The sequence below is a fragment of the Nocardia gipuzkoensis genome, from assembly GCF_021183645.1.
Taxonomy (GTDB): Bacteria; Actinomycetota; Actinomycetes; order Mycobacteriales; family Mycobacteriaceae; genus Nocardia; species Nocardia abscessus.
In genome coordinates this window covers 5,772,372-5,797,832 of sequence record NZ_CP089225.1, presented here as the reverse complement: position 1 = coordinate 5,797,832, position 25,461 = coordinate 5,772,372, and the positions used below count along the sequence as shown (strand labels likewise).

17 protein-coding genes are annotated in these 25,461 nt (G+C 68.8%); 10 read left to right on the top strand and 7 right to left on the bottom strand.

The window, feature by feature from the left end; translation table 11 throughout:
* Positions 1-87: 87 nt before the first annotated feature.
* Positions 88-750 carry a TetR/AcrR family transcriptional regulator gene (locus LTT66_RS26490; protein ID WP_233061107.1) on the top strand — a complete coding sequence of 221 codons (663 nt, stop codon included), beginning with the start codon at positions 88-90 and terminating at the stop codon, positions 748-750.
* On the opposite strand, the gene LTT66_RS26485 is transcribed toward LTT66_RS26490, so the two are convergent.
* Positions 747-2,225 carry a flavin-containing monooxygenase gene (locus LTT66_RS26485; RefSeq protein ID WP_233061106.1) on the bottom strand — a complete coding sequence of 493 codons (1,479 nt, stop codon included), beginning with the start codon at positions 2,223-2,225 and terminating at the stop codon, positions 747-749. The genes LTT66_RS26490 and LTT66_RS26485 overlap by 4 nt on opposite strands.
* Positions 2,226-2,781: 556 nt before the next feature.
* Here LTT66_RS26485 and LTT66_RS26480 point away from each other — a divergent pair.
* From LTT66_RS26480 to LTT66_RS26450, 7 genes are read left to right on the top strand one after another with little or no spacing between them, the layout of a single operon-like run.
* On the top strand, positions 2,782-3,858 hold the full coding sequence (locus LTT66_RS26480; RefSeq protein WP_233069406.1) for a 3-oxoacyl-ACP synthase III family protein: 1,077 nt from the start codon (positions 2,782-2,784) through the stop codon (positions 3,856-3,858).
* A gap of 8 nt (positions 3,859-3,866) precedes the next feature.
* Positions 3,867-4,781, top strand: a complete 915-nt coding sequence (locus LTT66_RS26475; protein ID WP_233061104.1) for a beta-ketoacyl-[acyl-carrier-protein] synthase family protein — start codon at positions 3,867-3,869, stop codon at positions 4,779-4,781.
* The gene (locus LTT66_RS26470; protein WP_233061102.1) at positions 4,778-6,451 is read left to right on the top strand and encodes a fatty acid CoA ligase family protein; all 1,674 of its coding nucleotides are present in this window, start codon (positions 4,778-4,780) and stop codon (positions 6,449-6,451) included. The genes LTT66_RS26475 and LTT66_RS26470 overlap by 4 nt, the downstream gene beginning before the upstream one ends.
* 3 nt (positions 6,452-6,454) lie before the next feature.
* Positions 6,455-6,736 (top strand): hypothetical protein, encoded by a 282-nt coding sequence (locus tag LTT66_RS26465; protein ID WP_195033626.1) that lies wholly within the window; start codon positions 6,455-6,457, stop codon positions 6,734-6,736.
* Positions 6,733-7,779 carry an NAD-dependent epimerase/dehydratase family protein gene (locus LTT66_RS26460; protein WP_233061100.1) on the top strand — a complete coding sequence of 349 codons (1,047 nt, stop codon included), beginning with the start codon at positions 6,733-6,735 and terminating at the stop codon, positions 7,777-7,779. The genes LTT66_RS26465 and LTT66_RS26460 overlap by 4 nt, the downstream gene beginning before the upstream one ends.
* Positions 7,780-7,805: 26 nt before the next feature.
* Entirely contained in the window at positions 7,806-9,005 is a 1,200-nt protein-coding gene (locus LTT66_RS26455; protein WP_233061099.1) for a peptide synthetase, read from the top strand.
* On the top strand, positions 9,002-11,107 hold the full coding sequence (locus tag LTT66_RS26450) for an MMPL family transporter (RefSeq protein ID WP_233061098.1): 2,106 nt from the start codon (positions 9,002-9,004) through the stop codon (positions 11,105-11,107). Before LTT66_RS26455 ends, LTT66_RS26450 begins: the two co-directional genes overlap by 4 nt.
* Before the next feature lie 74 nt (positions 11,108-11,181).
* Here the strand turns inward: LTT66_RS26450 and LTT66_RS26445 are convergent, their stop codons facing one another.
* The 3 genes from LTT66_RS26445 to LTT66_RS26435 are packed head-to-tail and all read right to left on the bottom strand — an operon-like array spanning position 11,182 to position 19,711.
* On the bottom strand, positions 11,182-11,865 hold the full coding sequence (locus LTT66_RS26445) for a hypothetical protein (RefSeq protein WP_233061096.1): 684 nt from the start codon (positions 11,863-11,865) through the stop codon (positions 11,182-11,184).
* A gap of 9 nt (positions 11,866-11,874) precedes the next feature.
* The gene (locus tag LTT66_RS26440) at positions 11,875-13,272 is read right to left on the bottom strand and encodes a condensation domain-containing protein (RefSeq protein WP_233061095.1); all 1,398 of its coding nucleotides are present in this window, start codon (positions 13,270-13,272) and stop codon (positions 11,875-11,877) included.
* Between the two features lie 31 nt (positions 13,273-13,303).
* The gene (locus LTT66_RS26435) at positions 13,304-19,711 is read right to left on the bottom strand and encodes a type I polyketide synthase (protein ID WP_233061093.1); all 6,408 of its coding nucleotides are present in this window, start codon (positions 19,709-19,711) and stop codon (positions 13,304-13,306) included.
* A 265-nt stretch (positions 19,712-19,976) separates the two neighbouring features.
* Here LTT66_RS26435 and LTT66_RS26430 point away from each other — a divergent pair, with 265 nt between their 5' ends.
* Positions 19,977-22,169: an MMPL family transporter gene (locus tag LTT66_RS26430; protein ID WP_233061091.1), complete on the top strand. Its 2,193-nt coding sequence runs from the start codon at positions 19,977-19,979 to the stop codon at positions 22,167-22,169.
* Here the strand turns inward: LTT66_RS26430 and LTT66_RS26425 are convergent.
* Positions 22,166-23,578 carry an MFS transporter gene (locus LTT66_RS26425; RefSeq protein ID WP_233061089.1) on the bottom strand — a complete coding sequence of 471 codons (1,413 nt, stop codon included), beginning with the start codon at positions 23,576-23,578 and terminating at the stop codon, positions 22,166-22,168. The two genes, LTT66_RS26430 and LTT66_RS26425, sit on opposite strands and share 4 nt — an antisense overlap.
* Before the next feature lie 427 nt (positions 23,579-24,005).
* Between LTT66_RS26425 and LTT66_RS26420 the strand changes: the two genes are divergently transcribed.
* Positions 24,006-24,419, top strand: a complete 414-nt coding sequence (locus LTT66_RS26420) for a hypothetical protein (protein ID WP_233061087.1) — start codon at positions 24,006-24,008, stop codon at positions 24,417-24,419.
* Between the two features lie 54 nt (positions 24,420-24,473).
* Here the strand turns inward: LTT66_RS26420 and LTT66_RS26415 are convergent, their stop codons facing one another.
* Both LTT66_RS26415 and LTT66_RS26410 read right to left on the bottom strand, forming a co-directional pair.
* Positions 24,474-24,722: an Ada metal-binding domain-containing protein gene (locus LTT66_RS26415; protein WP_233061085.1), complete on the bottom strand. Its 249-nt coding sequence runs from the start codon at positions 24,720-24,722 to the stop codon at positions 24,474-24,476.
* Positions 24,723-24,728: 6 nt separating this feature from the next.
* The gene (locus LTT66_RS26410) at positions 24,729-25,430 is read right to left on the bottom strand and encodes a 2OG-Fe(II) oxygenase (RefSeq protein WP_233069405.1); all 702 of its coding nucleotides are present in this window, start codon (positions 25,428-25,430) and stop codon (positions 24,729-24,731) included.
* Between the last annotated feature and the right edge of the window lie 31 nt (positions 25,431-25,461).

Sequence of the window (25,461 nt, the reverse complement as noted above, 5' to 3'; positions counted from 1 at the left end):
GATCGGCGTTCTCCGCAATGTATTAGTGACATCACATGCTGTCAACATCACATGATGTCAATTCGGCCGCTATGAGAGGATGACGCAATGGACGAAGCCGACGGGTCGATTCCGGGCATGCGCCGCTGGCGCGGGCAGTCGCCCGCCGATCGCGTCGCCGCACGCCGGGAACTGCTGCTCGAGGCGTGCACGGAGCTGATGTCGAGCGTCGGCGCCGCCGAGACGTCCATGCGCGGAGTCTGCCGCCAGGCCGGACTGACCGAGCGCTACTTCTACGAGAGCTTCCAGAACCTGGACACGCTGCTGACGACAGTGCTGGACACGGTGGTCCTCGGCGCGCGCGACCGCCTGCTCGACGAGTTGCCCAACGCGCCCATCGAACGGGACGCGATGTTCCGCCACATGGTCGCCGTCTTCACCGACTATCTGCTGGAGGACCGCCGCCGCGGGCGGATCATGTTCATCGAATCGCAGGCCACTCCGGTGCTGATGCCACGCGCCAACGAACTCATCGGCTTGTTCACCGCGCCGATCGCGCTGACCATCAGCGCGGGCGACTACACCCAACCGGTCCCCGACGAGCACGACTACGCGCTGAACGCCAGCGCCATCTTCGGCGCGCTGGCCTACCTCTATCGCCCCTGGCTCGACGGCGAGATCCCCGTTTCGCGGGCACGTTTCGACGCGCACGCCGCCGACGTCATCGAGCGGATCGCCACGGCACGCTCGTCGCTGAGCACCGAGGCCTAGTCGCGGGCGCCCTGCGCCCGCTCGAACCGCATGACCCGGTCCGCGATCCGGCCATAACGCAAGGTGATCAGATCGCGCAGATAGTTCATGCGCAGCCGCCACGGCGCCCGATCACCTTGCACCGGAAACAGGTTCGCGGCGCGCCGGACATAACCGGGGGTGAAGCCGCCGAACAGCGACTCGGCGCCCACCGACGGGTCGCGGACGGGTACGCACCGCACATATCCGTGTTCGTCCATATATTTCAGCAGCCGGACGACGTACTCCGAGACCAGGTCCGCCTTCAGCGTCCAGGAGGCGTTCGGATAGCCGACCACGAAGGCGAAGTTCGGTACGTCGGACAGCATCATCGCCTTGTAGGCCATGCGCTCCCGCGGCGCCACCGGCGAGCCGTCCACGACCAGCTCTACGCCGCCGAAGGCCTGCAGGTTCAAACCCGTTGCGGTGACGACGATGTCGGCGTCCAAGTTCGCGCCGGAAGCCAAGCGCAGACCGTGCTCGGTGAAGGTCTCGATCCGGTCGGTGACCACGTCGAGCAGGCCGTGGCGGATGGCGCGGAAGAAGTCACCGTCGGGTGCGAGGCACAGCCGCTGGTCCCACGGGTTGTACCGGGGCGTGAAATGGGTGTCGATGTCGTAGCCCGCGGGCAGCCAGCGCTGTTGCCAGCCGCGGATGCGCTTGCGCGTGCCCGCGGGATCGCGCCTGCTGAGCTGGTAGAGCGCGGTGGCGATCGCGATGTTCTCGGCGCGGGCGAGCGCGTACGCGGCACGCGGGGGCAGAAAGCGGCGCGCCGTGAGCGCCAAGCGATCGCGTGCGGGCGCGGAGATGATGTAGCTCGGGCTGCGCTGCAGCATGGTCACCCGCGCGCCTCCCGCGGTGAGCGCGGGAGCGAGCGTGACGGCGGTGGCGCCGCTGCCGATGACGACCACCCGCTTACCCGCGCAGTCGAGGTGCTCCGGCCAGAACTGCGGATGCACGATGGGGCCGGCGAAGCGCTCGCAGCCGGCGAAGCCGGGCGAGTATCCCGTGTCGTAGCGGTAGTACCCTGCGCACGAGAACAGGAATCCTGTGGTAATCGTGACGGTTTCGCCGGTGTCGGTGCGCTCCGCCCGCACCGTCCAGAGGTTCTCGGCGCTCGACCACTCCGCGCCCAGCACGCGATGGTGGAAGCGGATCCGGCGCTCGACGCCGTGTTCGGCCGCGGTCTCGCGCAGGTAGGCGAGGATGTCACCCCCTTCGGCGATCGATTCCTCGCCCAGCCACGGCTTGAACCGGTAGCCGAGGGTGTACATGTCGGAGTCGGAGCGAATGCCGGGGTAGCGGAACAGGTCCCACGTTCCACCCAGAGCGGGCCGGCTCTCCAGGAGCAGGTAGGTCCGCTGCGGCAACGCCCGGCTCAGATGACAGGCCGCGCCGATGCCGGAGAGACCGGCGCCGACGATGAGGACGTCGACATGCTCCACACCGGTGGCCATAACCTCTTCCTTCGATCGCCGACGTACGTCCGGGCACACCGCTGCACCCGCCTGCCCTGAGCCTATCGGGCCAGGTGACGGGTTCGAGACACGCATCGGAGCAAAGTCATCCGGGTTGCGTGTTCCCTTACGCCGCAACAGGGTTCGCCGCGTATACCGGAGGGACACATGCGCGATACCGAGCGGCTCGCACCCGCCGCGATCGTAGTGAAGTCACTCACATCCGCCGAGGGAGCCGTCCCGAGGACCACTCACGAATTGCCACCATCCGGCAATAGCCGATCGCTTGCCGTTCCGAAAGCGTCGCATGAACCCGCGCATGGCGGCCCACCGCGCCCGGCACTCGAAAAGCCGCGACAAACCGAAACGGGCGGTCACATCGCAATACTGCGAACGCCATAGCCAGCCGGTCACCAGTTGGTGATACCTCACGAAACAGATACCTGTGCGAGTGATTCCCGTCTCAGACGCCCGGCCTCCACGGGATATAGCCATTTGTTGTTACTGTCGGGTAGTGTTCAATGCACCGACGATCAGAGTCGATCCGGAACCGTATATGTCAACGATTTCAGGAGCGCTCGTGTCTCCCCATTCTCGTTTCGAATCCATCGGCGCCTATCTGCCCTCGACTGTCGTTACCACCGAGGAGCTGCTGTCCCGAATGAAGGAACCCCCTTCGTTCGATCTTGAGAAAATCACCGGCGTCCGTGAACGCCGGGTACGCGACACTCGACCGCAAAGCTACGAAGACTCCTTCACTCTGGCGATGAAGGCTGTCGAGGACTGTCTGTCCAGGTCACAGTACGGCCCAGAGGACATCGACGTGATCATCTCCACCTCGATCTCGCGAGGCAAGCATGCCACCCGCATGTATATGGAGCCCTCGTTCGCCATGTCGATAAGCCGTCTTATCGGTGCAAAGAACGCCATTGTCTTCGACATTTCCAACGCCTGCGCAGGAATGCTCACCGGCACTTACATCCTGGACCGGATGATCCGATCCGGCGCCGTCCGCAACGGACTCGTGGTCAGCGGCGAGGCGATTACCGAAATTGCCGACACCGCGGTCCGGGAGATTTCCGAGAAATACGATCCGCAGTTCGCTGCGCTGACCGTCGGCGATTCCGGATGCGCGATCGTGCTGGACCAGGCCGTCGATGAAAAAGATGTTATCCACTACATCGAGATGATGACCGCCGCGGAGTACGCGCACCTGTGCCTCGGCATGCCGAGCGACAAATCCCAGGGTGTCGCGATGTACACCGACAACCGCCGGATGCACAACGAAGACCGCTTCCTGCTCGGCACCAATACCCAGCGCAAATTCCTCGAGGCGCGGGGCAAGACCTTCGCCGACGAGAAGTTCGACTACGTCATCCACCACCAGTTCGGCGCCGCCGCCATTCCGTGGATGAACGCCATCGCCGAACGGGAGTTCGGCAGCCCGATGCCGCCGGATCTGCGGGTCATCGAGAAGTACGGAAACACTTCCACCACATCGCATTTCATCGTCCTGCACGATCAGCTCAGCGAGCAGAACCTCCCCGCGGGATCGAAGTTGCTGCTGGTGCCCGCGGCCTCCGGCATCGTCACCGGGTTCGTGTCCACCACCATCTCGTCGCTGAAGGTCTGAGGTCAGTCATGAGCGTGCGCATCAAGTCCACCGGCATCAGCCGGTCCGACGACACCTACAGCATCGTCGAGCACACCGCCCGGGCCGCCAGGCAGAGCCTGGAGCGCGCCGGAATCCGTTCCGATCAGGTCGGCCTGCTGATCAACGCGGGCATCTTCCGCGATTCGAATACCGTCGAACCCGCGGTGTCGGCGCTGATCCAGAAGGCGGCCGGGATCGGCCTGGAATACGCCAAAGACGACCCGAGGACCTTCTCGTTCGATCTGATGAACGGGGCGGTCAGCGTCGTCAACGCGATCCAGGTGGCCACCTCGGTCCTGGAGACCGGTAGCGCCGAGCACGTGCTGATCGTGTCCGGCGACACCCATCCGTCGATGACCCGCTCGGTCGCCGACGACGAGTTCCCGTACTCCACCTGCGGCGCGGCGCTGCTGCTGGAGCGCACCGACGAACCGGACGGCTTCGGCACGGTGCATACCGTGAAGGGCGAGGGCACGCCGGCAGTCGAGGGCTATCTCGACATTTCGACGATGGGTGACCGCGGCCGCAACCTGATCACCGTGGAGCGGGAGCCCGGCTTCGAGGACCGCCTGCTCGAGGTGGCCCTCGACGCCGCGCGCCGAGCGCTCGCCGGGTCCGACCACGCCTCGCTGAGCGAGATCGCGCTGATCGCGTCGACGCCGAGCCCGGAGTTCCCGAAGAAGCTGGCCGCCGCCCTCGGCATCGACCAGCGCTCGGTCCGCCTCCCGGATCTGCGTGACGGCGACCCGCACACGGCCGCGCTCACCGCGGCGTACGACTCGGCGATCGTGGACGATGGCCTCGCCGAGTACCGCCAGGTGCTGTTCGTCGCAGCGGGCGCGGGCCCGGCGGCCGCGGCGGTGCTGTACCGGTTGCCCGTATTCGCCGGGGCGCCTGCGTGACAACGGGAACATACTGGCAGGCCATCGATCGGTTTCGTGCGGTCGTCCGCACCGATCCCAACCGGGTGGCGGTTCGCTACGCGCACGGGGTCGACCCCGATGGCCTGCCGGCCTACCGGCATCTGACGTATCGCGAGCTGGACCTGTGGTCGAAAGCGATCGCGGGACGGCTGTCCGCGGCGGGTGTCGGCACCGGAACGCGCACGATCGTGCTGGTACTACCGAGCCCGGAGCTGTACGCGATCATGTTCGCGCTGCTCGAGCTCGGGGCGGTGCCGGTGGTGATCGACCCGGGCATGGGCGTGCGGAAGATGTTGCGCTGCCTGCGCGCCGTGGATGCCGAGGTGTTCATCGGCATCCCGCAGGCGCACGCGCTGCGCGTGCTGTTCCGGCGCAGCTTCCGCACCGTCCGTACCGCGGTCACGGTCGGCAGACGCTGGTTCTGGCGGGGCGCATCGCTGCGGGCATGGGGCCGGACACCGACGATTCCGGTGCCACCCGGCAGCCCGGCCACCGACGACGACCTGCTGCTGATCGCGTTCACCACCGGTAGCACCGGACCGGCCAAAGCCGTGCGAATGACCTACGGCAACTTGGCCGCGATGGTCGACCAGGTGCACATGGCGCGCGGCGAGATCACGCCGGAGGCTTCGCTGATCACCCTTCCGCTGGTCGGCGTGCTCGACCTGCTGCTGGGCTCGCGCTGTGTGCTGCCGCCGCTGATCCCGAGCAAGGTCGGCGCGACCGATCCCGCGCACGTGGTCGACGCGATCCGGAAATTCGGCGTGCGAACCATGTTCGCCTCCCCCGCCGTGCTGATCCCGCTGCTCGAGTACCTGCGTACTCACCCGGTTACCTTGCCTTCGCTGGACAGTATCTATTCCGGCGGTGCTCCGGTACCGGACTGGTGCGTCGCGGGGTTGCGCGAGGTGCTGCACGAGGACGCCGAGGTCGTCGCCGGGTACGGATCCACCGAAGCGCTGCCGATGTCCACCATCGAATCCCGCGAACTGCTGAACGGACTGGTCGAGCGGGCACAGCACGGCGAGGGCACCTGCGTCGGCAGACCGGCCTACCAAGTGCAGGCGCGGATCGTGGCGATCACCGACGAGCCGATTCCGACCATGGGCCGGGCCGAGGAACTGGCCGGTGAGCTGGAGACCACCCGCGGCATCGGCGAACTCGTCGTCGCCGGGCCGAACGTCAGCACCGGGTACTACTGGCCGGAGCAGGCGAACGCGCAGGGCAAGATCATCGACGGCGATCGGATCTGGCACCGCACCGGCGATCTCGGATGGATCGATGAGCAAGGCCGGATCTGGTTCTGCGGACGCAAGAGCCAGCGGGTGATCACCGCGCAGGGACCGATGTTCACCGTTCAGGTCGAGCAGGTGTTCAACAACGTCGCGGGCGTGGCCCGTACCGCTCTGGTCGGGATCGGCCCACGTGGGTCACAGCGGCCGGTGCTCTGCGTCGAAGTGAAGCCGGGCGCCGACCCGGACTTCGTCGAACCCGCGCTGCGGACTCGCGGCGCACAGTTCGACCTCACCAGGACGATCGCCGACTTCCTGGTCCATCCGTCCTTCCCGGTCGATATCCGGCACAACGCCAAGATCGGACGCGAACGACTCGCGGTGTGGGCCGCCGAACGGCTCGGAACGGACGAATAACAAATGAAAACGACTGTATTTCGGGCAATTCCCGTCATCGGGTGGCTGTATTTGGCCGGCGGCGCGCTGGCCGCGGCAACCGACCGTGTCCCGGACAGCCGGCTTCTGCGCACGGTGTGGTGGATCGACGCGTTCCTCAGCATCGTGGTGCACGCGGCTCAGATTCCGGCGGCCCTGCGTGCCGCCGAGGGCTCGGGCCGCGGCCGGTGGGAGACCGCGGTGTTGACGCAGATCTTCGGCTTGACCTGGTGGCGAACCCAGCCCGGCGAGGAGAGAGTGCAATGAGCAAGATACTGGTAACCGGCGCGTCCGGCTTTCTGGGCGGTGCGCTGGTGCGCAGGCTGGTACGGGACGGCGAGCACGACGTGTCGATCCTGGTGCGCCGCACCAGCAACCTGGCCGACCTGCGCGACGACATCGACAAGATCGAGCTGATCTACGGCGATCTGACCGACCCCGCCTCGCTCGACGAGGCGACCCGCGGCGTCGACATCGTGTTCCACAGCGCGGCGCGGGTGGACGAGCGCGGCACCAGGGAACAGTTCTGGAACGAGAACGTCCGGGCCACCGAACGGCTGCTCGAGGCAGCCCGTCGAGGCGGAACGGGACGGTTCGTATTCATCTCCAGCCCGAGCGCGATGATGGACTACTACGGCGGTGACCAGGTCGACGTCGATGAATCGCTGCCGTATCCGCGGCGCTACCTGAACCTGTACTCGGAGACCAAAGCCGCGGCCGAACGAGCCGTGCTGGCCGCCGACAGCCCGGGATTCCGTACCTGCGCCCTGCGCCCACGCGCGATCTGGGGCGCCGGCGACCGGTCCGGTCCGATCGTGCGGATGCTCGGCCGCGCCGGTATGGGGAAACTGCCGGACCTGTCCTTCGGCCGCACCGTCTACGCCTCGCTCTGCCACGTCGACAACATCGTCGACGCCTGTGTGAAGGCGGCGGGCTCGGACGCGGTGGGCGGCAAAGCGTATTTTGTCGCCGATGCCGAGAAGACGGATGTCTGGGGCTTTCTCGGCGAGGTCGCCACCCGGCTCGGGTACCAGCCGCCGACGCGCAAACCCAACCCCACGGTGATCAACGCGGCGGTCCGGGTCGTCGAGACGATCTGGCGCATCCCGGCCGTCGCGACCCGCTGGTCGCCTCCGCTGTCGCGCTACGCCGTCGCGCTGCTGTCCCGCAGCGCCACCTACGACACCACCGCCGCCGCACGAGATTTCGGCTACCAGCCGGTCATCGACCGCGACCGCGGCCTGACCGACCTGCTGGCGTGGCTGGAAACCCAGGGTGGAGCGGTCGAACTCACCCGGAATCTGCGCTGAACACCCCACCGGTACCGGAGGCCAGCATGAGCAACGCCACCGTCTTCCGCAGGAAGATCACCCCGACCGAACGCCTGTACTTCTTCACGCGCGCGGTGACTCCGCCGTTCGTCATGCACTTGGCCGTCCACGGCGACGGCAGCCTGGATCCGGCCGCGGTGCAGCGGGCCGTCGACGTGGCATCGGCCGCCAACCCCGGTGCACGCCTGGTCCGCGACGGCGACGACTGGGTGGACTGTGGTCTGGCCGCCACCGTTCGCCACGTGCCCGGCTGGTCGCTGAACTACGCCGGGCTGGAGAACGACGCGGTGCTGAACACACCTATCGGTCCGACGCCGGACCGCACCACCGAAGTGCTGCTGCTCACCGGCGAACAGACCACCATCGTGTTCCGCGCCTTCCACGGCGTGATGGACGGGATGGGCCTGCGCCTGTGGGTGGACGACGTATTCCGCGCGCTGCGCGGATGCCCCCCGCTCGGCGCACCCGATCCGATCGCCGATGCCGAACTCGTGGCCCGGATCGGCACGCCGGGTAAAGCGACCCTGGTGCTGCCCACCTTCAAGGCGGCGACCGGGCGCGGACGCCAGAACCGGGATGCCGCGCGCTGGCTGCTGCGCCACCGGACGATCGACGCGACCGGTAAGGGCATCGTCGCTCGGGTAGCGGCGATCCTGGCCGCGGAGTCGGGAGCGAAGTCGCGCTTCATGATTCCGGTCGACCTGCGCAGGCACGACCCCGCCCTGCGCTCCACCGCCAACCTGGCGCTGCCGCTGTTCCTCGACGTCACCCCCGGCGAGAACTGGGAGACGATCAGCGGCCGGATGCGCAGCGGGCTGCGGGAACGGCGGGAGCTCAACGAGCTCGACAATGGCCGGCTGTCGAAATTCCCGCCCGGCGTGATCCGGGGGGTGCTGCGCGTGAGCAACTGGCTGGGTGCACGACTGAACCGGAACATGGTGTCGGCCACCGTGTCCCATATGGGCGCGTTCGATCTGGACGAGATGGCGGTGCCCGGCTGGACACCCACCGACGTGCGGCTGCTACCTCAGCACAGCGGCGCGATGCCACTGCTGTTCGCCATGGCCGAAGCGGGCGGGAAGCTGGAGCTGACCGTCTCCTGCCGCAATGGCGCCGGTATCGAACCCCGGTTGGAGGCGCTGCTGGACAAGATCGCCGCGCGGCTGGAATCCGAGCTCGCGGCGCCCGAGGCGGTCGCGCGATGACCGGCCCGGTTCGCGTCGTCCTCGCCCGGCCCCGCATCGTCCTCGCGGTCGTGGCCGGAGTGATGCTGCTGGCCGGTTCGCTCGGACTCGGAGCATCCGACAAAGTCACCGCGGCCGGGTTCGTCGATCCCGGAAGCGAGTCGGCGCGAGTGGACGAGTTGGTATCCGAGCACTTCGGCCCGCAGAACCCCGACGTGGTCGTGCGGTACGCCGCACCGGAGGGACAGACGGTCGACGACATCGGCCCCCGCGTCCAAGAGACGCTGGCCCGGATCGACCCGGCCATGCTGCAACGACCCATCGAAACCTATTGGAACGCCGGTTTCGCGCGCAGGCAGTTCCTACGGTCGGCGGACAATCGGCACGCTCTGGCGGTGGTGTACCTCGCCGGTGACGCCAACCGGCGTGTCAGCGCGTATCCGGACCTCGAACCCCAGCTCCGGGTTCCGGGTATCGCCACCGATCTGTCCGGCTACAGCGCGATCTCCACCGAGATCAACGAGCAGTCCCGGCACGATCTACTCCGGGCCGAATCCCTCTCGCTGCCGCTGACCTTGGTGATCCTGGTGGCGGTGTTCGGCGGATTCATCGCCGCGTCCTTTCCGGTGGTGGTCGGCGGCCTGACGGTGCTCGGCGCCATGGGCGCGATCCGCGTGCTCGCCGAGTTCACCGAGGTGAGCACCTTCGCGGTGAACGTCGCCTCGCTGCTCGGGCTGGGCATGGCCATCGACTACGGGCTGTTCCTGGTCACCCGGTTCCGGGAGGAGATCGCCGACGGGCACGACGTGAACAGCGCGATCACTCGCACCTACGCCACGGCCGGCCGCACCGTCGCGTTCTCGGCACTCCTGCTGATCTGCGCGTTCGCGGGCACGTTCGTCTTTCCGCAGGCGGTGCTGCGGTCACTGGGCATCGGCGCGATCACCGCGGTGGCGCTGGCGGCCGCGCTCTCGCTCACCGTGCTGCCCGCCTTGCTCGCGCTGTTCGGCGCGCGCATCGGCACGGCGCGGGCCACCGATCGCGCCGAGCGGTTCTGGGGACGCCTGGTCGACCGCGTGCTGCGGCGCCCGGGTCTGGTGACCGTGGTCGTCGGCGCCGTCCTGCTGGTGCTGGCGGCTCCGCTGACCGGTCTGCGGCTCGGCGACATCGACCATCGCGCGCTGCCCGAAGGCAATGAGATGCGCACCGTCGTGGAGGAACTCACCGCGCAGTTCCCCGCCGCGGGTAGCGGGGTCACCGCCGTGCTGCACGGAGTGAACGGCCCACCGCAGTCGGGCGCCGTCGAGGCGACCGTGTCCGCACTCGGCAAGGTCGAGGGGGTACGGCAAGTGGTGCAAGTGGGTCGTGCGGAGGACTTCGTGGTCTTCCACGCATTCCTGAGCAGCACCGACCGCACCGAAGCAGCGGGCGACACCGTTCGTGGCATCCGCGAACTGACTCCACCGGACGGCACCGCGCTGTGGATCGGCGGCGATACGGCGGCCACCGTCGACAGCGTGCGCTCGATCGTCGCGCGGATGCCGTTGATGATCCTCGTCATGGTCGCGGCGACGATAGTGCTGCTGTTCGCGGCGTTCCACTCGATCGTGTTGCCGCTCAAGGCCGTCGCCATGGCGTTCCTGAGTTTGGCAGCGACGTTCGGGGTGCTGACCTGGATCTTCTGCGGCGGGCATCTGTCCGGCCTGCTCGGCGTGAGCACCGGACCGATCACCGCGGGCATGCTGGTGCTGATCATCGCGGTCGTCTTCGGGCTCTCCACCGACTACGAGGTCTTCCTGCTGTCCCGCATGGTCGAGGCGCACGACGCGGGCGCCGACACCGCCGCGTCGGTGCGGGCAGGCACGGTCAAGACCGCCCGCGTGATCACCGCCGCGGCAACCCTGCTGGTGATCGTCACCGGAGCGTTCACCCTGTCCCCGCTCAACCCCATGCGCTTCCTCGGCCTCGGCATGATCATCGCCCTCGTCGTGGACGCGACCCTCGTCCGCATGCTCCTGGTCCCCGCCCTGGTCCAACTCATGGGCCCCGCCAACTGGTGGTCCCCCCGCCGCCCCCGCATCATCCCCACCACCGTCCAGGAACGCACGCCCACCCCGACCTGACTCATCCGAGTGGCGCATGGTCGAGAGGTCCGCTCGGACTCGGCCTCGACCATGTGCCACTCGCCGGTCGGGAGCTAAGCGACCAGTTCCAGGAGGCCGCGGGGGTCCCAGGGCATCGGGCCGGTTGGGAAGCTGAGGCGGACCAGGCGGTGGGGCGGGGTCGCGTCGAAGTGTGCCACCGCGGGTGGGAGGAATCCGCCGAGCACCTTCTCCAGCATCGTGTTCAGTCCGGACAAGCGCGGCCGCAGCCGGACCTGCCAGCTGGTGATACGCCCGGCCGGTACCTCGACGACGGTGCGCTGCTCCACTTTCGCGCCGAGCGGGAGGTGCACCGAGAAGGCCAGCCACAGATCCACGCACTCCTCGGCGCCCTCGGCGAAGTCCAGGCCGCGCAGCAGCGTCAGGCCACCGGCGAGCGGCATCACGTTCGCCGGGAAGGGCGCGATCCCGCCACCGAACCGAAGATGGGCGGTGCCGATGAAGTTCGCTTCCTCGCGGCTGACCACCGTTGTGCCCGAGCGGGTTTCGGCGCGGTAGCGCTCGGCCAGCAGCCGGTCGCCGGAGCGCTGGAACCGCTGCTCGATGGTCATCGCGAAATTCCCGTGTCCCAGGCCGGCCTCGAGGATCGAGCGGTAGCCGTCGCCGTCGTGGGCGACCACGCTGATCAGGTCGAGTTTCTGCGGCCGATCGGCGATGGTGACGGTGTAGACGGACTTCTCCCCGTCGGGGATTCCCGGATCACGAAATGCGGTGGGCACATGTCCTCCTCACAGTGTGGCCTCGGCCGCCGCCGCGAACACCGCTCGGAGCGTGGCCACGTAACGTTCGACGGAGTCGTGCGCCACCGGTGTGTCCGGGTAGATGACGCTCAGCGTGGTTTCCGACGCGAACCGGTTGATCCAGATCAGCACCTGTTCGGACGCGGCGCGATTGGCGTACAGCCCGCACGACCCCAGGTCGAAGAGCTCGTTGCCGAGCAGTTCTCGGGTATCCACGTACGAGATCATCGGCGTGGACCAGCCCGGTTCCAGGTCGAGATCGGAGTCGGCGGGCACCAGTTCCACCACGCGCTGGAACGAGGTGGGGGCCAGGCGCAGGCCGTTCTCGTAGGCGCGCTGCGCGATGGCCGCGGCTCGCGCGAAGGTGGTGGTGGCGCCGATCGGGAAGGCCACCGGCAACAACGTCGCATACCAGCCGACCGACGCGCGTTCCGCCGCGGAGCTGCGGGTGCTGACGGGCGTCATGCCGAAGTAGTAGTCGCTATCGACGAGCTCGCGCTCCGTCAGTGCCGCCGCGGCGAAGATGCCCCCGACGAATTCGGCGCCGTCGGCGCGGCAGATCCGCTCGAACCGCTGCGCGGTGTGCTCGTCGAACAAGGTGACCGTGCGGTGCGCGCTGCGGTTGTACACATCGGTGCGCCTGCCCAGATCCAGCGGGAAGGAGGGCAGTTCGCCGTCGTTCCCGCGGATCAGCTCCAGCCACTTCCGCACGCCGGGCGAGGCGAGGGTCATCCGGCCCGTGTACTCCCGCTCGGCGGTGCAGTAGTCGAGGTAGCTGGCCGCGGGGGCCAGCATGCCGACGTCTTCCCACACTTCGCGCAGATACAGCAGCGCGAGGTCGAATCCGGACAGGTACTGGCCGAATCCGTCGGTGTGCAGATGATCGACCGCCAGGTAGACCGTGGTCGAATCCTCGCGTTCGATCGCCCCGAAAGTGAAACAGTCCCAGTCGAAGGGTCCCGGCGTCGTCTTCTGGACATGGTCGCGGATTGCCCTGGCCTCGTCGACGCGGCCGTAATCGATCGGCACGAACTCGACGTCCTGCATGGGCACGAGGTGCCGCTCGATCGTGCCGGTGGAGTCGACCCGGAACCAGGTCCGAAACGTGTCGTGGCGCAGCAGGAACGCGTTGACCGCACGCGTCATCGCGGCCAGGTCGAGGTCGCCGGTCGGGATCTCCGCCGTGACCAGGCACAGGCCGGAGTACCGGAAATCCGCCCGGGCGTGCCGATCGGCGAGCCGAAGATACTGCTCCTGCTGGTGGGAGGGCGGGGCCGGGTGACCCGGGGCCCGCCGGGCGCGCGCCACCGACTCCGGTGACGCCGTCCAACTGACCAGTCGGCCGGGTCCCGGCTCCCATTCATCGATCAGCCCGAAACTGACCACGGCGTTACCTCGTTTCGATGACGGTGGTCGGTCACGGTCTGGCCTGGGCCCCCGCCAGCGCCAGGACCGGTTCGGCCGCCGCACCGTTCGAGGCCGCCAGCTCGACCGGGTCCGGAACCGACTGCGTCTGACCGGAATCCGCGGCCAGGATCAGCTCCGCCACCTTCGGGCCGGCCTGCTCCAGGCTGAACGACCGGCCCATCTGCAGCGACATCAGGTCGATACCGAGGGTCTTGGTGACCCGCGCACCGAGCTCCACCGCCATCAGCGAATCCAGCCCGAGTTCGGGCACCGGAACGGTCATGTCGATGGACTCGACGGGCACACCCATGACCACGGCGAGTTCCTCGGCCATCTTGCGGGCGACGAAGGCCCCGCGCTTGCTCTCCTCGATCGCGGCCACCTCGGCCCGCAGCCGGGCCAGTTCGGAGGTGTCCTTGGCGGAGGCCTGCGCGAGCGCGATCGTGCGGCCCGTGCGGGTCAGCTGCGGGAAGGTACCGGTCAGCTTGGCCCAGTCGGTCGGGATGATCGCCGCGCGAGCGACGCCGAGGCGCAGCGTCTGCTCCAGATAGGCGGTGGCGTCGGCCATGTCGATCGGGTCGAAGCCCACCAGATCGAGGTACTTGAGGGCCGTCTCGTCGGCGGCCATGCCGCCGGTCGCACCCGACAGGTGACCCCAGCCGACGCACAGCGCCCGCTCGCCCGCCCGGGACCATTCCTCGGCCAGCGACTCCACCGCCACGTTGGCCGCGCAGTAGTTGTACTGACCGTAGATGCCGTACATCGAACCGCCCGAGGAACACAGCACGAACATGTCCAGCCGGATTCCGGCGTCGGCCACGGCTCGATGCAGCACCCGGGCGCCGTGCACCTTCGGGCGGTACACCTTGTCCAGCTCCTCGAATCGCATTGCCGCCAAACGGTTGTCGGCAACCGAACCCGCCGCGTGGAACACCCCGCGCAGCGGATGCTCGGTGCTGTGGGACCGCGCGACGATCGCGGCGACCGCCTCCGGGTCGGTCACGTCGGCACGCTCCTCGGCCACCTCGACGCCGACCGTGCGCCACGCCTCGAGCTGCCTGCGCGCCTCCGGGGTGCTCGCGCCGCCACGGCCCAGCAGGACCAGCCGCCGCGCCCCGCGCAGCACCAGCCAGCGCCCGATGGCCATCCCGAAACCACCGAACCCGCCGGTGACGAGATAGGTCGCGGTGCTGTCGATCTCGATCTCGGGCAGGTAGGGCCGCACCGCGAGTGTGGGCGAATCCATGCGCAGCGCGATCCGGGCGAGCCCGGTCGAGCGGATGGTCTCCTCGAAAGCCTTGCCCACCTCGCCGGTCTCGAACAGCTGGTAGGGCAGCGGCTGGTAGGTACCCGCGAGCACCTTCTCGTAGACCCGCTGCAGCAGCTTGGCCAGCCGTTGCGCGTCGACGGCGACCAGTCGGTCCAGGTCCATCGAGAAGTACGCCAGGTTCTTGTCGAAGTTGGCCATTTCGAGCAGGCCGCCGGTGTAGATGTCGGCCTTGCCGACCTCGACGATGCGCCCGAATTCCGCGACGGCGTTGAAGTTCTGGCGCAGGATCTCCCCCGGCGCGCTGCTGAGCACGACCTCGACGCCTTGGCCGCCGGTGAGCTCCAGGACGTCGTCGACGAAGTTGAGCGAGCGCGAGTCGATCGCGTGATCGGCGCCGAGGGCGAGCACATGGGCACGGCGCTCGTCGGTGCTCGCCGTGCCGATGATGCGTGCCCCGCGATCCTTGGCCACCTGGATCGCGGCCGTGCCGACGCCGCCCGCGGCGCCGTGGATCAGCACTGTCTCGCCCGGTTCCAGCCGGGCCAGATCCAGCAGCGCGTACTCGGCCGTGCCGAAGGCGATGGTGCTGGTGCAGTATCCGGGATCGGCGTCGGCCGGCAGCGGGATGGTCAGCTGGCGGTCGACGACGACGTAGCGCTGCATCATGCCCTTGGCCGCGACCGCGACCAGCTCGCCCGCCGCGAGGTCGGTGATCCCCTCGCCCACCCGCACCACTTCGCCGACGCCCTCCATCCCGGGCACGGTGCCGAAATAGGTCGGCGCGAGTTCTCGCTCACCGAGCAGGCCGATGACCTTGAGCGGATCCTTGTAATTGAGGCCGATGATCTTCATCCGCACTTCGACCTGGCCAGGGCCCGGCTCCGGCCGCGGGCACTGCCGCCACGCCAGCGCCGACAGCATCCGGGTGCGAGGCAGCTCCACCCTGAAGTTGGCCTCCGGGTCGGTCAGCGGTTCGGCGGTGTCCAGGGCGTCGAGGCGCTCCTGCAGCGGCTTGGTCACCAGCGGGACCCAGCGCAGGCCCGCGCGCAGCACGACCTCGTCGAGGTTGTCGTTCCAGAACGCGCCCGGCACGGCCAGCTCCTCGAGCAGACCGGTGATCTCGGTGTCGGGTTCCACGTCGATCAGCCGCCAGCGCAGCGCCGACTGCTCGTTGAGCAGCACCCGGCGCGCACCGGCCAGCGCGGCGTGCTTCGAGTTCGGCGGGATCGGGCTGTCCGGCAGCGCGAACGCCCGCTCGGTCACCAGGGTGGCATGACACCAGCCGTCACCGAAGACGCTCTTGGGCCCCTGTTCGGTGGTCTCGGGGTGGACGAACTCGTCGAGCGCGACCGCGATCCGCTCCAGTGTCCACAGATCGGCGACGTCGTCCTCGACGGTCCCCGCGACCACGCAGACGTGCAGCCGGTCGGTACCCTCCGCCTTGGCGGCAGCCAGTGTCGCGCCCAGGCCGGAGGCGAGTTCGCGGTCCGCCACCGCGGCCAGGTGGAGCCGGGAGCCCGGGATGGCGGCGGCCAGTTGCCGCGCGCGGCGGCAGTCGGCGCCCAGCGCGACGATCACGGTGGTCACCGAATCCTGCGGCAGCGCCGCGGGATCGATGGGGTCGCGTTGCGCCAAGGTCTCGGTGTAGTAGAACTCGACCATCCGATGCAGCGGGTCCTGGCCCGGCGCGAGCGCACCGATCTGCAGGCCGCTCAACCGCATCACGAGGTTTCGTTCGTCGTCGAGCAGGTCCACGTCGGCGCGCAGCCGGGCCCGGGGATCGCGGCGCGCGACCACGGTGATCCGCTCGGGCAGCGGTGCGACCAGCCGCACCGCCGCGACGCCGACCGGCACCAGCGTGCCCTCGTCGATCCGGGCGTCGGCGAACAGCAGGGCCGCGGACTGCATCGCGGCATCGACCACCGCGGGATGGGCGAGGTGTCCGGAGCCCGCGGCGATGGCGCCGTCGACGGTGGCGACCACCGCGTCCGCGCCGACGCGCACGGAGGTGACGCGGCGGAAGGCCGGACCGTACTGCAGCCCCGCTGCGGCCAGGCCGGTGTAGAACATCTGCGGGTCGACGTCGAGACCGACGTCGAGGCTGGGAACCGCGACCTTCGTGGGCTTGTGGCTGCCGGTCAGCGTGCGGCCGAACGCGTGCACCGTCCAGGCCGTCCCGGTCGCCGAGCGTGATCGGATCATGAAGCGGCCGCTGGCCTCCTCGATGGTCAGCGCCACCAGCGGCACATCCGGTGCGCCCATGATCAACGGCGCCACGAACCGAACCTGCTCCAGCGCGACGCGTTCGACTCCCAGACGGGCGGCCGTGGCGCTCAGCGCGGCATCCAGGTACGCCGCGCCCGGCATGATCTTGATCCCGTTGACGACATGGTCGGCCAGCCACGGCAGCAGCTCGGTGCCGACCTGCAGCAACCAGTCCGGCCTGCCCTCGACGTCGGGATCGCCGAGCATGGCGTAGCCGCCGGGGGTACCCAACCGTGCCTGCTCGAACAGCGGCAACGCCGAATGCAGCCGGGTCCGCTGCCACGGATAACGCGGCAGCGGCACGTGCGGGGTGGCGGGGTGCTGCGCCGGGAACAGCTCGTCGAGGTCGAGCACGCCCGCGGCGTAGAGGCCGAGGAGGGTGCGGCGGATGCTCTCCGAATCCCGCTGCTTACGATCCAGCGTCGCCACCGTCGTGCCGCTGACGTCCGCGCCCAGCAGAGCTTCGCGGATGTTGCCCGACAGCACCGGGTGCGGACCGACCTCCAGGAAGACCCGGCTGTCCGCGCCGATCAGCTTCGTGACCGCGTCGGCGAACCGGACCGGCTCTCGTACGTTCGCGCACCAGTATCCGGCGTCCCAGTCGGGGCCGTGCACCGGCTCGCCGGTGACCGAGGAGTACAGCGGTACGGTCGGCGCCGTCGGCTTCAGCCCGGCCAGCGCCTCGCGCAGCTCGTCCAGGATGGGGTCCATCAATCGGCTGTGGTACGGCACCTCGACGCGCAGCCGACGCGCGAATATACCGTCCTCGGTGAGCTTTTCGGCGATCTCGTCCAGCCGGTCGACGTCACCGGACAGGGTCAGCGAGCCGGCGCTGTTGATCGCGGCGACATCCACCCGCGGGTCGTCGCCGACGAGTTCGCGGGCTTGCTCGAGCGACATCCCGACCGCGAGCATGCCACCCGAACCGGCGGTGCTCGCCTGCAATCGGGCCCGGTGATAGGCCACGAGCACCGCGTCGCGCAGCGACAGCGTGCCGCTCACGTAGGCCGCCGACACCTCACCGACGCTGTGCCCCAGCACGGCCGCGGGCCGGATGCCGTACTCGGCGAGTTCCCGCACCAGCGCCACCTGTACGAGGAAGTTGGCCGGCTGCGCCACCTCCGTGCTGGTGACCCGTGACTCCTCCTCGGGCCGCGACAGCTCCTCGATGATCGACCACCCCGCGATCGCGCGGAACTCCGCGTCGACTTCCGCGGCCGTCTGCGCGAAGACGCCTTCGCCGTTCAGTGATTCGCGGGCCATCCCCCACCACTGCGGACCCATGCCGGAGAACACGAACACCGGTTCCGCGGTCCGCGCCACGATCGTCCGTGCCGCGTCGCGGCCCTCTCCGGCGGCGAACAGACGCAGATCCCGGACCAGGTCGGCGGTATCGCCGACGAGCATGCCCGTGCGGTACTGATGGTGCGCCATGCGGGTCCAGGCGGCCTCGGCCAGCCGGTCCGGGTCGGCGCCCGCGGTGATCAGATCGCCGAACCGGGCGGCCAGCGCGCGTGCCGCCGCGGTGCTGCGCGCCGAGATCGGCAGGACGCCGAAATGCCGCGGCGGCGCATCGGTCCGGGCGGTGACCCGCCGGAACTCCTGCAGGATGGTGTGGGCGTTGGTGCCGCCGTAGCCGAAGCCGTTGACCGCGATCGTCATCGGCTCGGCGTCCTCGGGCAGCGCCTCCGCCTCGAGCTGCACGTGCAATCCCAACTCGTCGAACGGAATGTCGGGATTGGGTTTGTCGAGCCAGCCCTGCGGCGGGATGGTGCGATGGTGGATCGCCAGCGCCGACTTGATCACGCTCGCGATGCCGGCCGCGGCCTCGGTATGACCGAGTGTCGACTTCACCGAGCCGACGCCGAGCGAGCGCGTGCGCCCCGCGGGCGCGCCGAACACCCGGCCGAGCGCGCGCAACTCGACGGGATCGCCGACCAGCGTGCCGGTGCCGTGCGCCTCGACGTAGGTGATCGCCTCCGGCGCGAGCCCCGAGCGCCTGCATACCGAACGGGCCAGAGCTTCCTGGGATTCGGCGCTGGGCACGGTGATCGCCGTGGTGCGGCCGTCCTGATTGGCGCCGGTCGCCTTGACCACCGCGTAGATCCGGTCGCCGTCGCGGACCGCGTCGTCGAGCTTCTTCAGCGCCACCATGCCCGCGCCCTCGCCGCGCCCGTAGCCGTCGGCCGAGGCGTCGAAGGACTTGCAGCGGCCGTCCGCGGCCAGGAATCCGCCCTTGCACATCAGGACGAAGGTCTCCGGTTGCAGCATCACGTTCACGCCGCCCGCGAGCGCCACCTTGCAGTCGTCGTTCTCCAGCGCCTGACAGGCCAGATGGAAGGCGACCAGCGACGACGAGCACGCGGTGTCGACCGTGAGCGCGGGACCGACCAGGTTGAGCGCGTAGGCGATCCGGTTGGACAGCATGGTGTAGGACGCACTGGCCGGGGTGTGCATGTCGGTGTGGAACAGGGCGGGGCCGACCACGCCGATCACCGACTGGTCCACCACGAACCCGCCCACGTAGACGCCGATCGACTCGCCCGCCGCGTGCCGCGCGATCCCGGCGTCGTCGAGCGCCTCCCAGGTCACCTCGAGCATCAGGCGCTGCTGCGGATCCAGCACGGTCGCCTCGCGGGCGGAGATGCCGAAGAAGTCCGGGTCGAACTCCCACGGGTCGATCGTCATGAAGGCCGCGCGCTTGGTGTAGCTGCGTCCTGGCGTGCGCGGTTCCGGATCGTAGTAGCGGCGATGATCCCAGCGATCGGCCGGCATCTCGACGACACCGTCGCGTTTGTCCACGACGAATTCCCAAAAGGTGTCGGGCGAGTCGATTCCGCCTGCAAATCTGCAGCCGATGCCGACAATTGCGATATCCGACATGCACATCCTCCGGGTCGGATCTAGGTGATCACCATTCTTTTCCGGCGATTCACGAATTTGCTTGTGCACAGGTGGCGACGGCCCCAGCGTAACGACCGCCACACCGGCCGTCGCCAGCTCAGGGAGAGTTCACAATTTCACTCCCCGCCGATTTGTAACATCTCGAAGATCTGGATCCGGCAGCCGCGAAACCCGTTGACATTGCTACGTTTTCACCTGTTCGCGGCCCTCGCCGAAATACGATGTCATCGATTGGGAGGCGGCATTGTTCGCCGAGTTCACGCGCTGGATCGATACGCTCGTCCGGCGGCGATTCACCGTCATCGGGCTCACCGTCGCCGGACTGCTCGCGCTCGGTGTGTACGGCCTCGGGTTGGGCGATCACCTCAGCGTCAGCGGATGGGACGACCCGACCTCGGAATCGGCGCGGGCGGCTCGGCTCACAGACGAGACGTTCGGCCACGACCACATCGCCGATGTGCTCTTGCTGGTGCACGCCCCGGCTGGGAAGACGATCGATGATCCCGCTTTCGCCGCCACGGTCGCCGGCCACCTGAACAGCCTGCCGCAACGCTTTCCGGATCAGATCACCAAGATCAACGCTACCTACTGGCCCACCGAGACCGGGCTCGAGCTACCGGACATCTTCGGCTCCCAGGACCGCGACTACGCCTTCGCCTCCATCGCCATTCGCGGCAACGACGACACGGAGGTGATGCGCAACTACCGAACCGTCGCCGACGAGTTCCGGATACCGGGCGTCGAGATGGAAGTCGCCGGCGGGCAGCCGGTCGCGGCAGCCCTCAACGACACCATGGCCCACGATCAGCGGCGCATGGAGCTGTTCGCCGTTCCCGCTGTGGCGGTGCTGTTGTTCTTCCTGTTCGGCGGCGTCGTGGCGGCCGCGCTGCCGCTCATCGTCGGCGGGTTGACCGTGCTGGGAGCGTGGGGGATCATTCGCGCCCTGACCACCGTCACCGAGGTGAATTCCTTCGTCTCGCCGGTGGTGTCGATGATCGGCCTCGGCCTGGCCATCGACTACGGCCTGTTCATCGTGAGCCGGTTCCGCGAGGAACTGGCCGACGGCCAGGAGGTGCCCGAGGCGGTCCGGCGCGCGATCGCGACCGCCGGACGGACCGTCGTGTTCTCCGCGACCATCGTGGTCGTCGCCGCGGGCGCCATTCTGCTGTTCCCGCAGGGCTTCTTGCGCTCGTTCGCCTTCGGCGCGATGGTGACGGTCACGCTGGCGGCACTGATCTCGATCACGTTGCTGCCCGCCATGCTGGCCGTGCTCGGCCGGCGCGTGGACCGGCTGGGATTCAACCGCTTCCACGCGCGCCGGGCGAGCGACCGCGAGCCGGACAATCCGTGGGGCCGCGTCGCCGGGTGGGTCATGCGCAGGCCGCTGGCTGTGGCGGTTCCGGTGGTGGCCGTCCTGGCGGTGCTCATCGCCCCGGTGCGCGACGTGGCCTTCGGCGGCATCACCGAGCGCTTCCTGCCGCCGCAGCATCCGGCCCGCACGGCGCAGCAGCACTTCGATCAGGTCTTCCCGCTGCGTCAGATCAATCCGGTCGATCTGGTGCTGATCACCCTTGACACCGCCGACGTCGACGGGGTGGTCGCGCAGGCAAGCCGGGCCCCCGGACTCATCGCGCCGTTCCCGCGCGCGGTGCAGGGACCGGCGAATCCGAACGTCTTCACCACCTCGACCGTGCTGCGCGACGCGCACGACGCGAACGCGACGATCGACTATCTGCGCGCCATGCCCGTGCCGAAGGGCACGACCGTGCTGGTCGGCGGGCAGCCCGCGATCCAGCGCGACAGCGTCGACGCGCTGCTGGAGCGGATGCCGCTGATGATCGCGCTGGTCTTTCTCGTCACCACCGTGCTGATGGCGCTGGCCTTCGGCTCACTGGTGCTGCCGCTCAAGGCCGCGGTGCTGAATCTGCTCGGCCTCGGCTCCACGCTCGGCATCCTCACCTGGATCTTCGTCGAGGGTCACGGCGCGGGTCTGCTGGATTTCACCCCGCAGCCGATCATGGCGCTGGTGTTGGTGCTGATCATCGCCGTGATCTACGGCTTGTCGACCGACTACGAGATATTCCTGCTCGCCCGCATCGCGGAGGCGCGGGCGGCGGGCGCGACGACCACCGAGGCGGTCCGCGTCGGCATCGCCCGCACGGGCTGGATCATCACCGCCGCCGCCCTCATCCTGCTGGTGGTGACCGGGGCCTTCGCCCTGTCGGATCTGGTCATGATGAAATACATCGCCTTCGGCATGGCCGCCGCGCTGTTCATCGACGCGACGATCCTGCGGATGCTGCTGGTGCCCGCGACCATGCGCCTGCTCGGCGACGCCTGCTGGTGGGCTCCGTCTCGGCTGTGGCGCGGCGGGCGTGACCGCACCGATCCCGAGGTGCCCCGCGCCGAAGCGGTCCACGGCTCCGGACGCCACTAGGCCGACCAGCTCCATGCACTCGCGGTCGCTCGCACGCGGTCCGGCAGCGCCAGCGTGAGTGCGGCGAGGCCGAAGGCCGCGGCGGCGATGGCCGAGAGCATGATCATGCTGCCCGGCAGCGTGTGCGCGCGGAAGAACAGCGCGCTGAGCACCGCCAGGCCGACCGAATTGCCGATCTGCTCGATGGTGGGGAGCAAGCCGGAGGCCTCGCCCATGGCCCGATCATCCAGTTCCGCCAGCATCAGCGGCTGCAGCGGCACCCCGAACACCCCGACCCCGAAGCCCGCGAGGAACACCGGCCCGGCCACCAGCGGCAGGTTCACCGCGCCGGATCCCACGCACAGGTATCCCACCCCCACCACGACGCACCCGCCGAAGACGCCGATTCCGGCGGCCGGCGCCCGAATTCCCCAGCGGCCCAGCAATATCGGTGACAGCACCGCGCCCGTGCCCGCTCCGATGGCGAACGGTGTCATCGCGACACCGGTGCGCAGCGCGGAGAACCGCAGCACGTCCTGCAGCAGGATCGAGACGGTGAACACGAACGCGGTGAACAGGCCGAAGAAGATCGTCACCAGCGCCGACCCGACCGCGAACCCCCGGTCGGAGAACAGATCCAGCCGCACCAGCGCCCGGCCGCCGCGGCGACGCGTCGCGCGCTCGTGGGCCACGAACACCGCAGCCAACGCCACCGCGGCCGCGACGTACACCCCGTGCAACGGACGCCAGCCCGCCTGTTGGCTGTCCGACAGCGCGAACAGCAGCAGGAACAGCGCCGCGGTGACCACCACCGTCCCGCGCAGATCCAGCGGCCCCCGATCCGTCGCCGGACTCAACCGCAGGTACATCGCGGCCAGCGCGATCGCCACCACGCCCAGCGGCAGGTTCATCAGGAAGATCGCGTGCCAGCCGAGCCCGAACGGGTCCAGGGTGATCAGGCCGCCGCCCAGGATCGGACCGAGCATTCCGGCGAAACCGGCTGTCGCGCCGTACACCGCGAAAGCGTACTGATGGTGCTCGCGCCGGAAGCTCGCGGTGATGATGGCGATGGTCTGTGCCGCCATTCCCGCCCCCGCCACGCCCTGGGCGATCCGGGCGATCACCAGTTCCGTCGCGGTGGAGGAGATTCCGCACCACACCGAGGCCGCCGTGAAGGCCGCCGCCGACCACAGGAACATCCGGCGGCGCCCCACGATCGCGCCGACGCGAGCCGCGGTGAGCAGGACGCAGGCGAACGCGAGCGAGTAGCCGGCCACCACCCACAACTGCTCGGAGCGCGAGGCCCGCAGCTCCGCGGTCACGGCCGGGAGAGCGGTGTTGACGATCGTCACATCGATCATTTGCATGAAAACCGAGATCAGGCACGCCCCGAACGATCCGAGCGCCACTGCTGCCTCTTTGCGGGTCATCGCATCGCCGTTTCGGTCGTCGGCCGTGAATCGGGCGAATCCTGTTGCGGCGGTTCGGCATGGACCGGCCGAACGCCGATCATCGCGGAGGCCGTGGTGCGGATCGCGGCGGGTGCCGTGCCTGTTCGTTGCAGATACTCGGGCATGTCGACTCCTGGCCCTGGGTAGGAGGGCTCGAATTCGCAGTCAATAACATCCTGTGGCCGATTCGCCATATTCTCGAGCGATGCTGTGTTCGGTACCAATTCGTCGCGGCGACCGTTGCCGGAATCCCCAAAGTCGAGCGTGCGGCCCTGCGGTTGCCGTGCCGATGTACTACCGAGCCGCCCGGCCGATCCGCACCGCTCAGGCCGGGTCCAGCAACACCCGGCGACTCGATCGGCGCCGAAACTGTTTGCCGCGTCGACCCTTTGGCTAGATTCATGGTATGAATATCCGTAACTTCGCCGTACCCGCGGTTTTCGCAGCGGCGCTCACGTTGGCAGGCACCGCGGTCGCGAGCGCGGCCCCGGCGCAGACCGTGGACGACGGCACCGTGTACTTCCGCTACGCCAGCTCGAACTGTGCGATCCATTCGAACGGTGACGTCGGCTGCGACATCCCCTACGGCACCAACCTGTTCGGATTCACGATCTACGACCTGGTCATCGATCTGCCGTTCTTGCCTGCCCACCCCACCTTCGGCCTCACCGGCCCGCACGGCCGCGCGGACAGCCCGCCGATCGCGGGCACCCTCACCAACGGCGGCGCCAGCTGCACCGGAGGTGGCCGGGGCGCCCTGGTCTGCACCTCGAAGGGCCACAGCTTCAGCTTCGGCTGGTCGGGCACCCAGATCAGCTGACACCCTCGAGCCGCCCCTGCTCGCGCAGCCTGCGAGCAGGGCGGCCCCGTGCGGTCACCGATGCTCTTTCCACGCCGCGTAAGGCCCGGGCAGGCAGACCGCGCACGGACGATAACCCGCGGTCTCCGCGTCGATCTCGGTCGCGAAGAAGACGCGATGTGCGCGATAGGCGCCGCGCGCCAGCGCGCGCACGGCGGAGGGGCAATCGAGGCGACCGTAGATCCGGCTGCGGCGATGGCCGCCGTAGCGGCCGGCCACGGCGCTGACATACGGTCGGCCATCACCGCCGAGCAAGGTGTACACCGGCGGTTACCGCGCGTCGTGCAGCACGAGGCCCAGTGTGTGGCGCAGGCCGCTGCGCACGCGGCTGACGCCATGGCGAACCGGGGCACGGGACCAACCTCGGCTGGACGGCGTCGGCCGATCGCGGGTGTTGAAGATCAACGCGTGTCCTTGCTCCAGAACGGACACAGTCGCTTTCGATTGGGCGCGCGGCCGTTGCTCCACGATCAGGAATTCGCCGCCGGTGTGGTCGGTCCCGGGCCGGTCCAAGCCGATGACGACCTGAAGCGGGAAGACCAGCTCACCGTACAGATCCCGGTGCAAGGCGTTCCAGTCACCCGTTCTGTAGCGCAACAGGATCGGCGTCGGCTCGGTCTGCCCCGCGGCGTGGCAGGCGTCGAGCCAGTCCGCGAACTCGTCCGGCCACGGGGCCGGGTCACCGAGCCGCTCGGCCCAGGATCGGGCCAACGGCAGCAGCTTTCGATAGAACGCCGCCCGCAGCTGGGTGATCGGCTCCGGCACCGGTTCGGCGAAGTACCGATAGGTGCCTTCGCCGAAGCGGTAGCGCGCCATGTCGACGGTGGACCGGAAGCGCGGGATGTCATCCCAGAAGGCGGTGACGGCGGCGCACTCCGGTGAGGTGAGGATCGGCCCGGTCGCCGCGCAGCCGTGGGCATCGACCTCATCGAGCAGCGCGGGCCACGGTTGGGCGTCGACGCGATCCGTCAGGGCGACAGCGGCTTTCGATCGCCCCGGGGCC

Coding starts and splice junctions, on each gene's coding strand:
- LTT66_RS26465 (WP_195033626.1), top strand. CDS start 6,455: ATGAAAACGACTGTATTTCGGGCAATTCCCGTCATCGGGTGGCTGTAT.
- LTT66_RS26435 (WP_233061093.1), bottom strand. CDS start 19,711: ATGTCGGATATCGCAATTGTCGGCATCGGCTGCAGATTTGCAGGCGGA.
- LTT66_RS26420 (WP_233061087.1), top strand. CDS start 24,006: ATGAATATCCGTAACTTCGCCGTACCCGCGGTTTTCGCAGCGGCGCTC.
- LTT66_RS26485 (WP_233061106.1), bottom strand. CDS start 2,225: ATGGCCACCGGTGTGGAGCATGTCGACGTCCTCATCGTCGGCGCCGGT.
- LTT66_RS26460 (WP_233061100.1), top strand. CDS start 6,733: ATGAGCAAGATACTGGTAACCGGCGCGTCCGGCTTTCTGGGCGGTGCG.
- LTT66_RS26450 (WP_233061098.1), top strand. CDS start 9,002: ATGACCGGCCCGGTTCGCGTCGTCCTCGCCCGGCCCCGCATCGTCCTC.
- LTT66_RS26475 (WP_233061104.1), top strand. CDS start 3,867: ATGAGCGTGCGCATCAAGTCCACCGGCATCAGCCGGTCCGACGACACC.
- LTT66_RS26490 (WP_233061107.1), top strand. CDS start 88: ATGGACGAAGCCGACGGGTCGATTCCGGGCATGCGCCGCTGGCGCGGG.
- LTT66_RS26425 (WP_233061089.1), bottom strand. CDS start 23,578: ATGACCCGCAAAGAGGCAGCAGTGGCGCTCGGATCGTTCGGGGCGTGC.
- LTT66_RS26455 (WP_233061099.1), top strand. CDS start 7,806: ATGAGCAACGCCACCGTCTTCCGCAGGAAGATCACCCCGACCGAACGC.
- LTT66_RS26480 (WP_233069406.1), top strand. CDS start 2,782: ATGTCAACGATTTCAGGAGCGCTCGTGTCTCCCCATTCTCGTTTCGAA.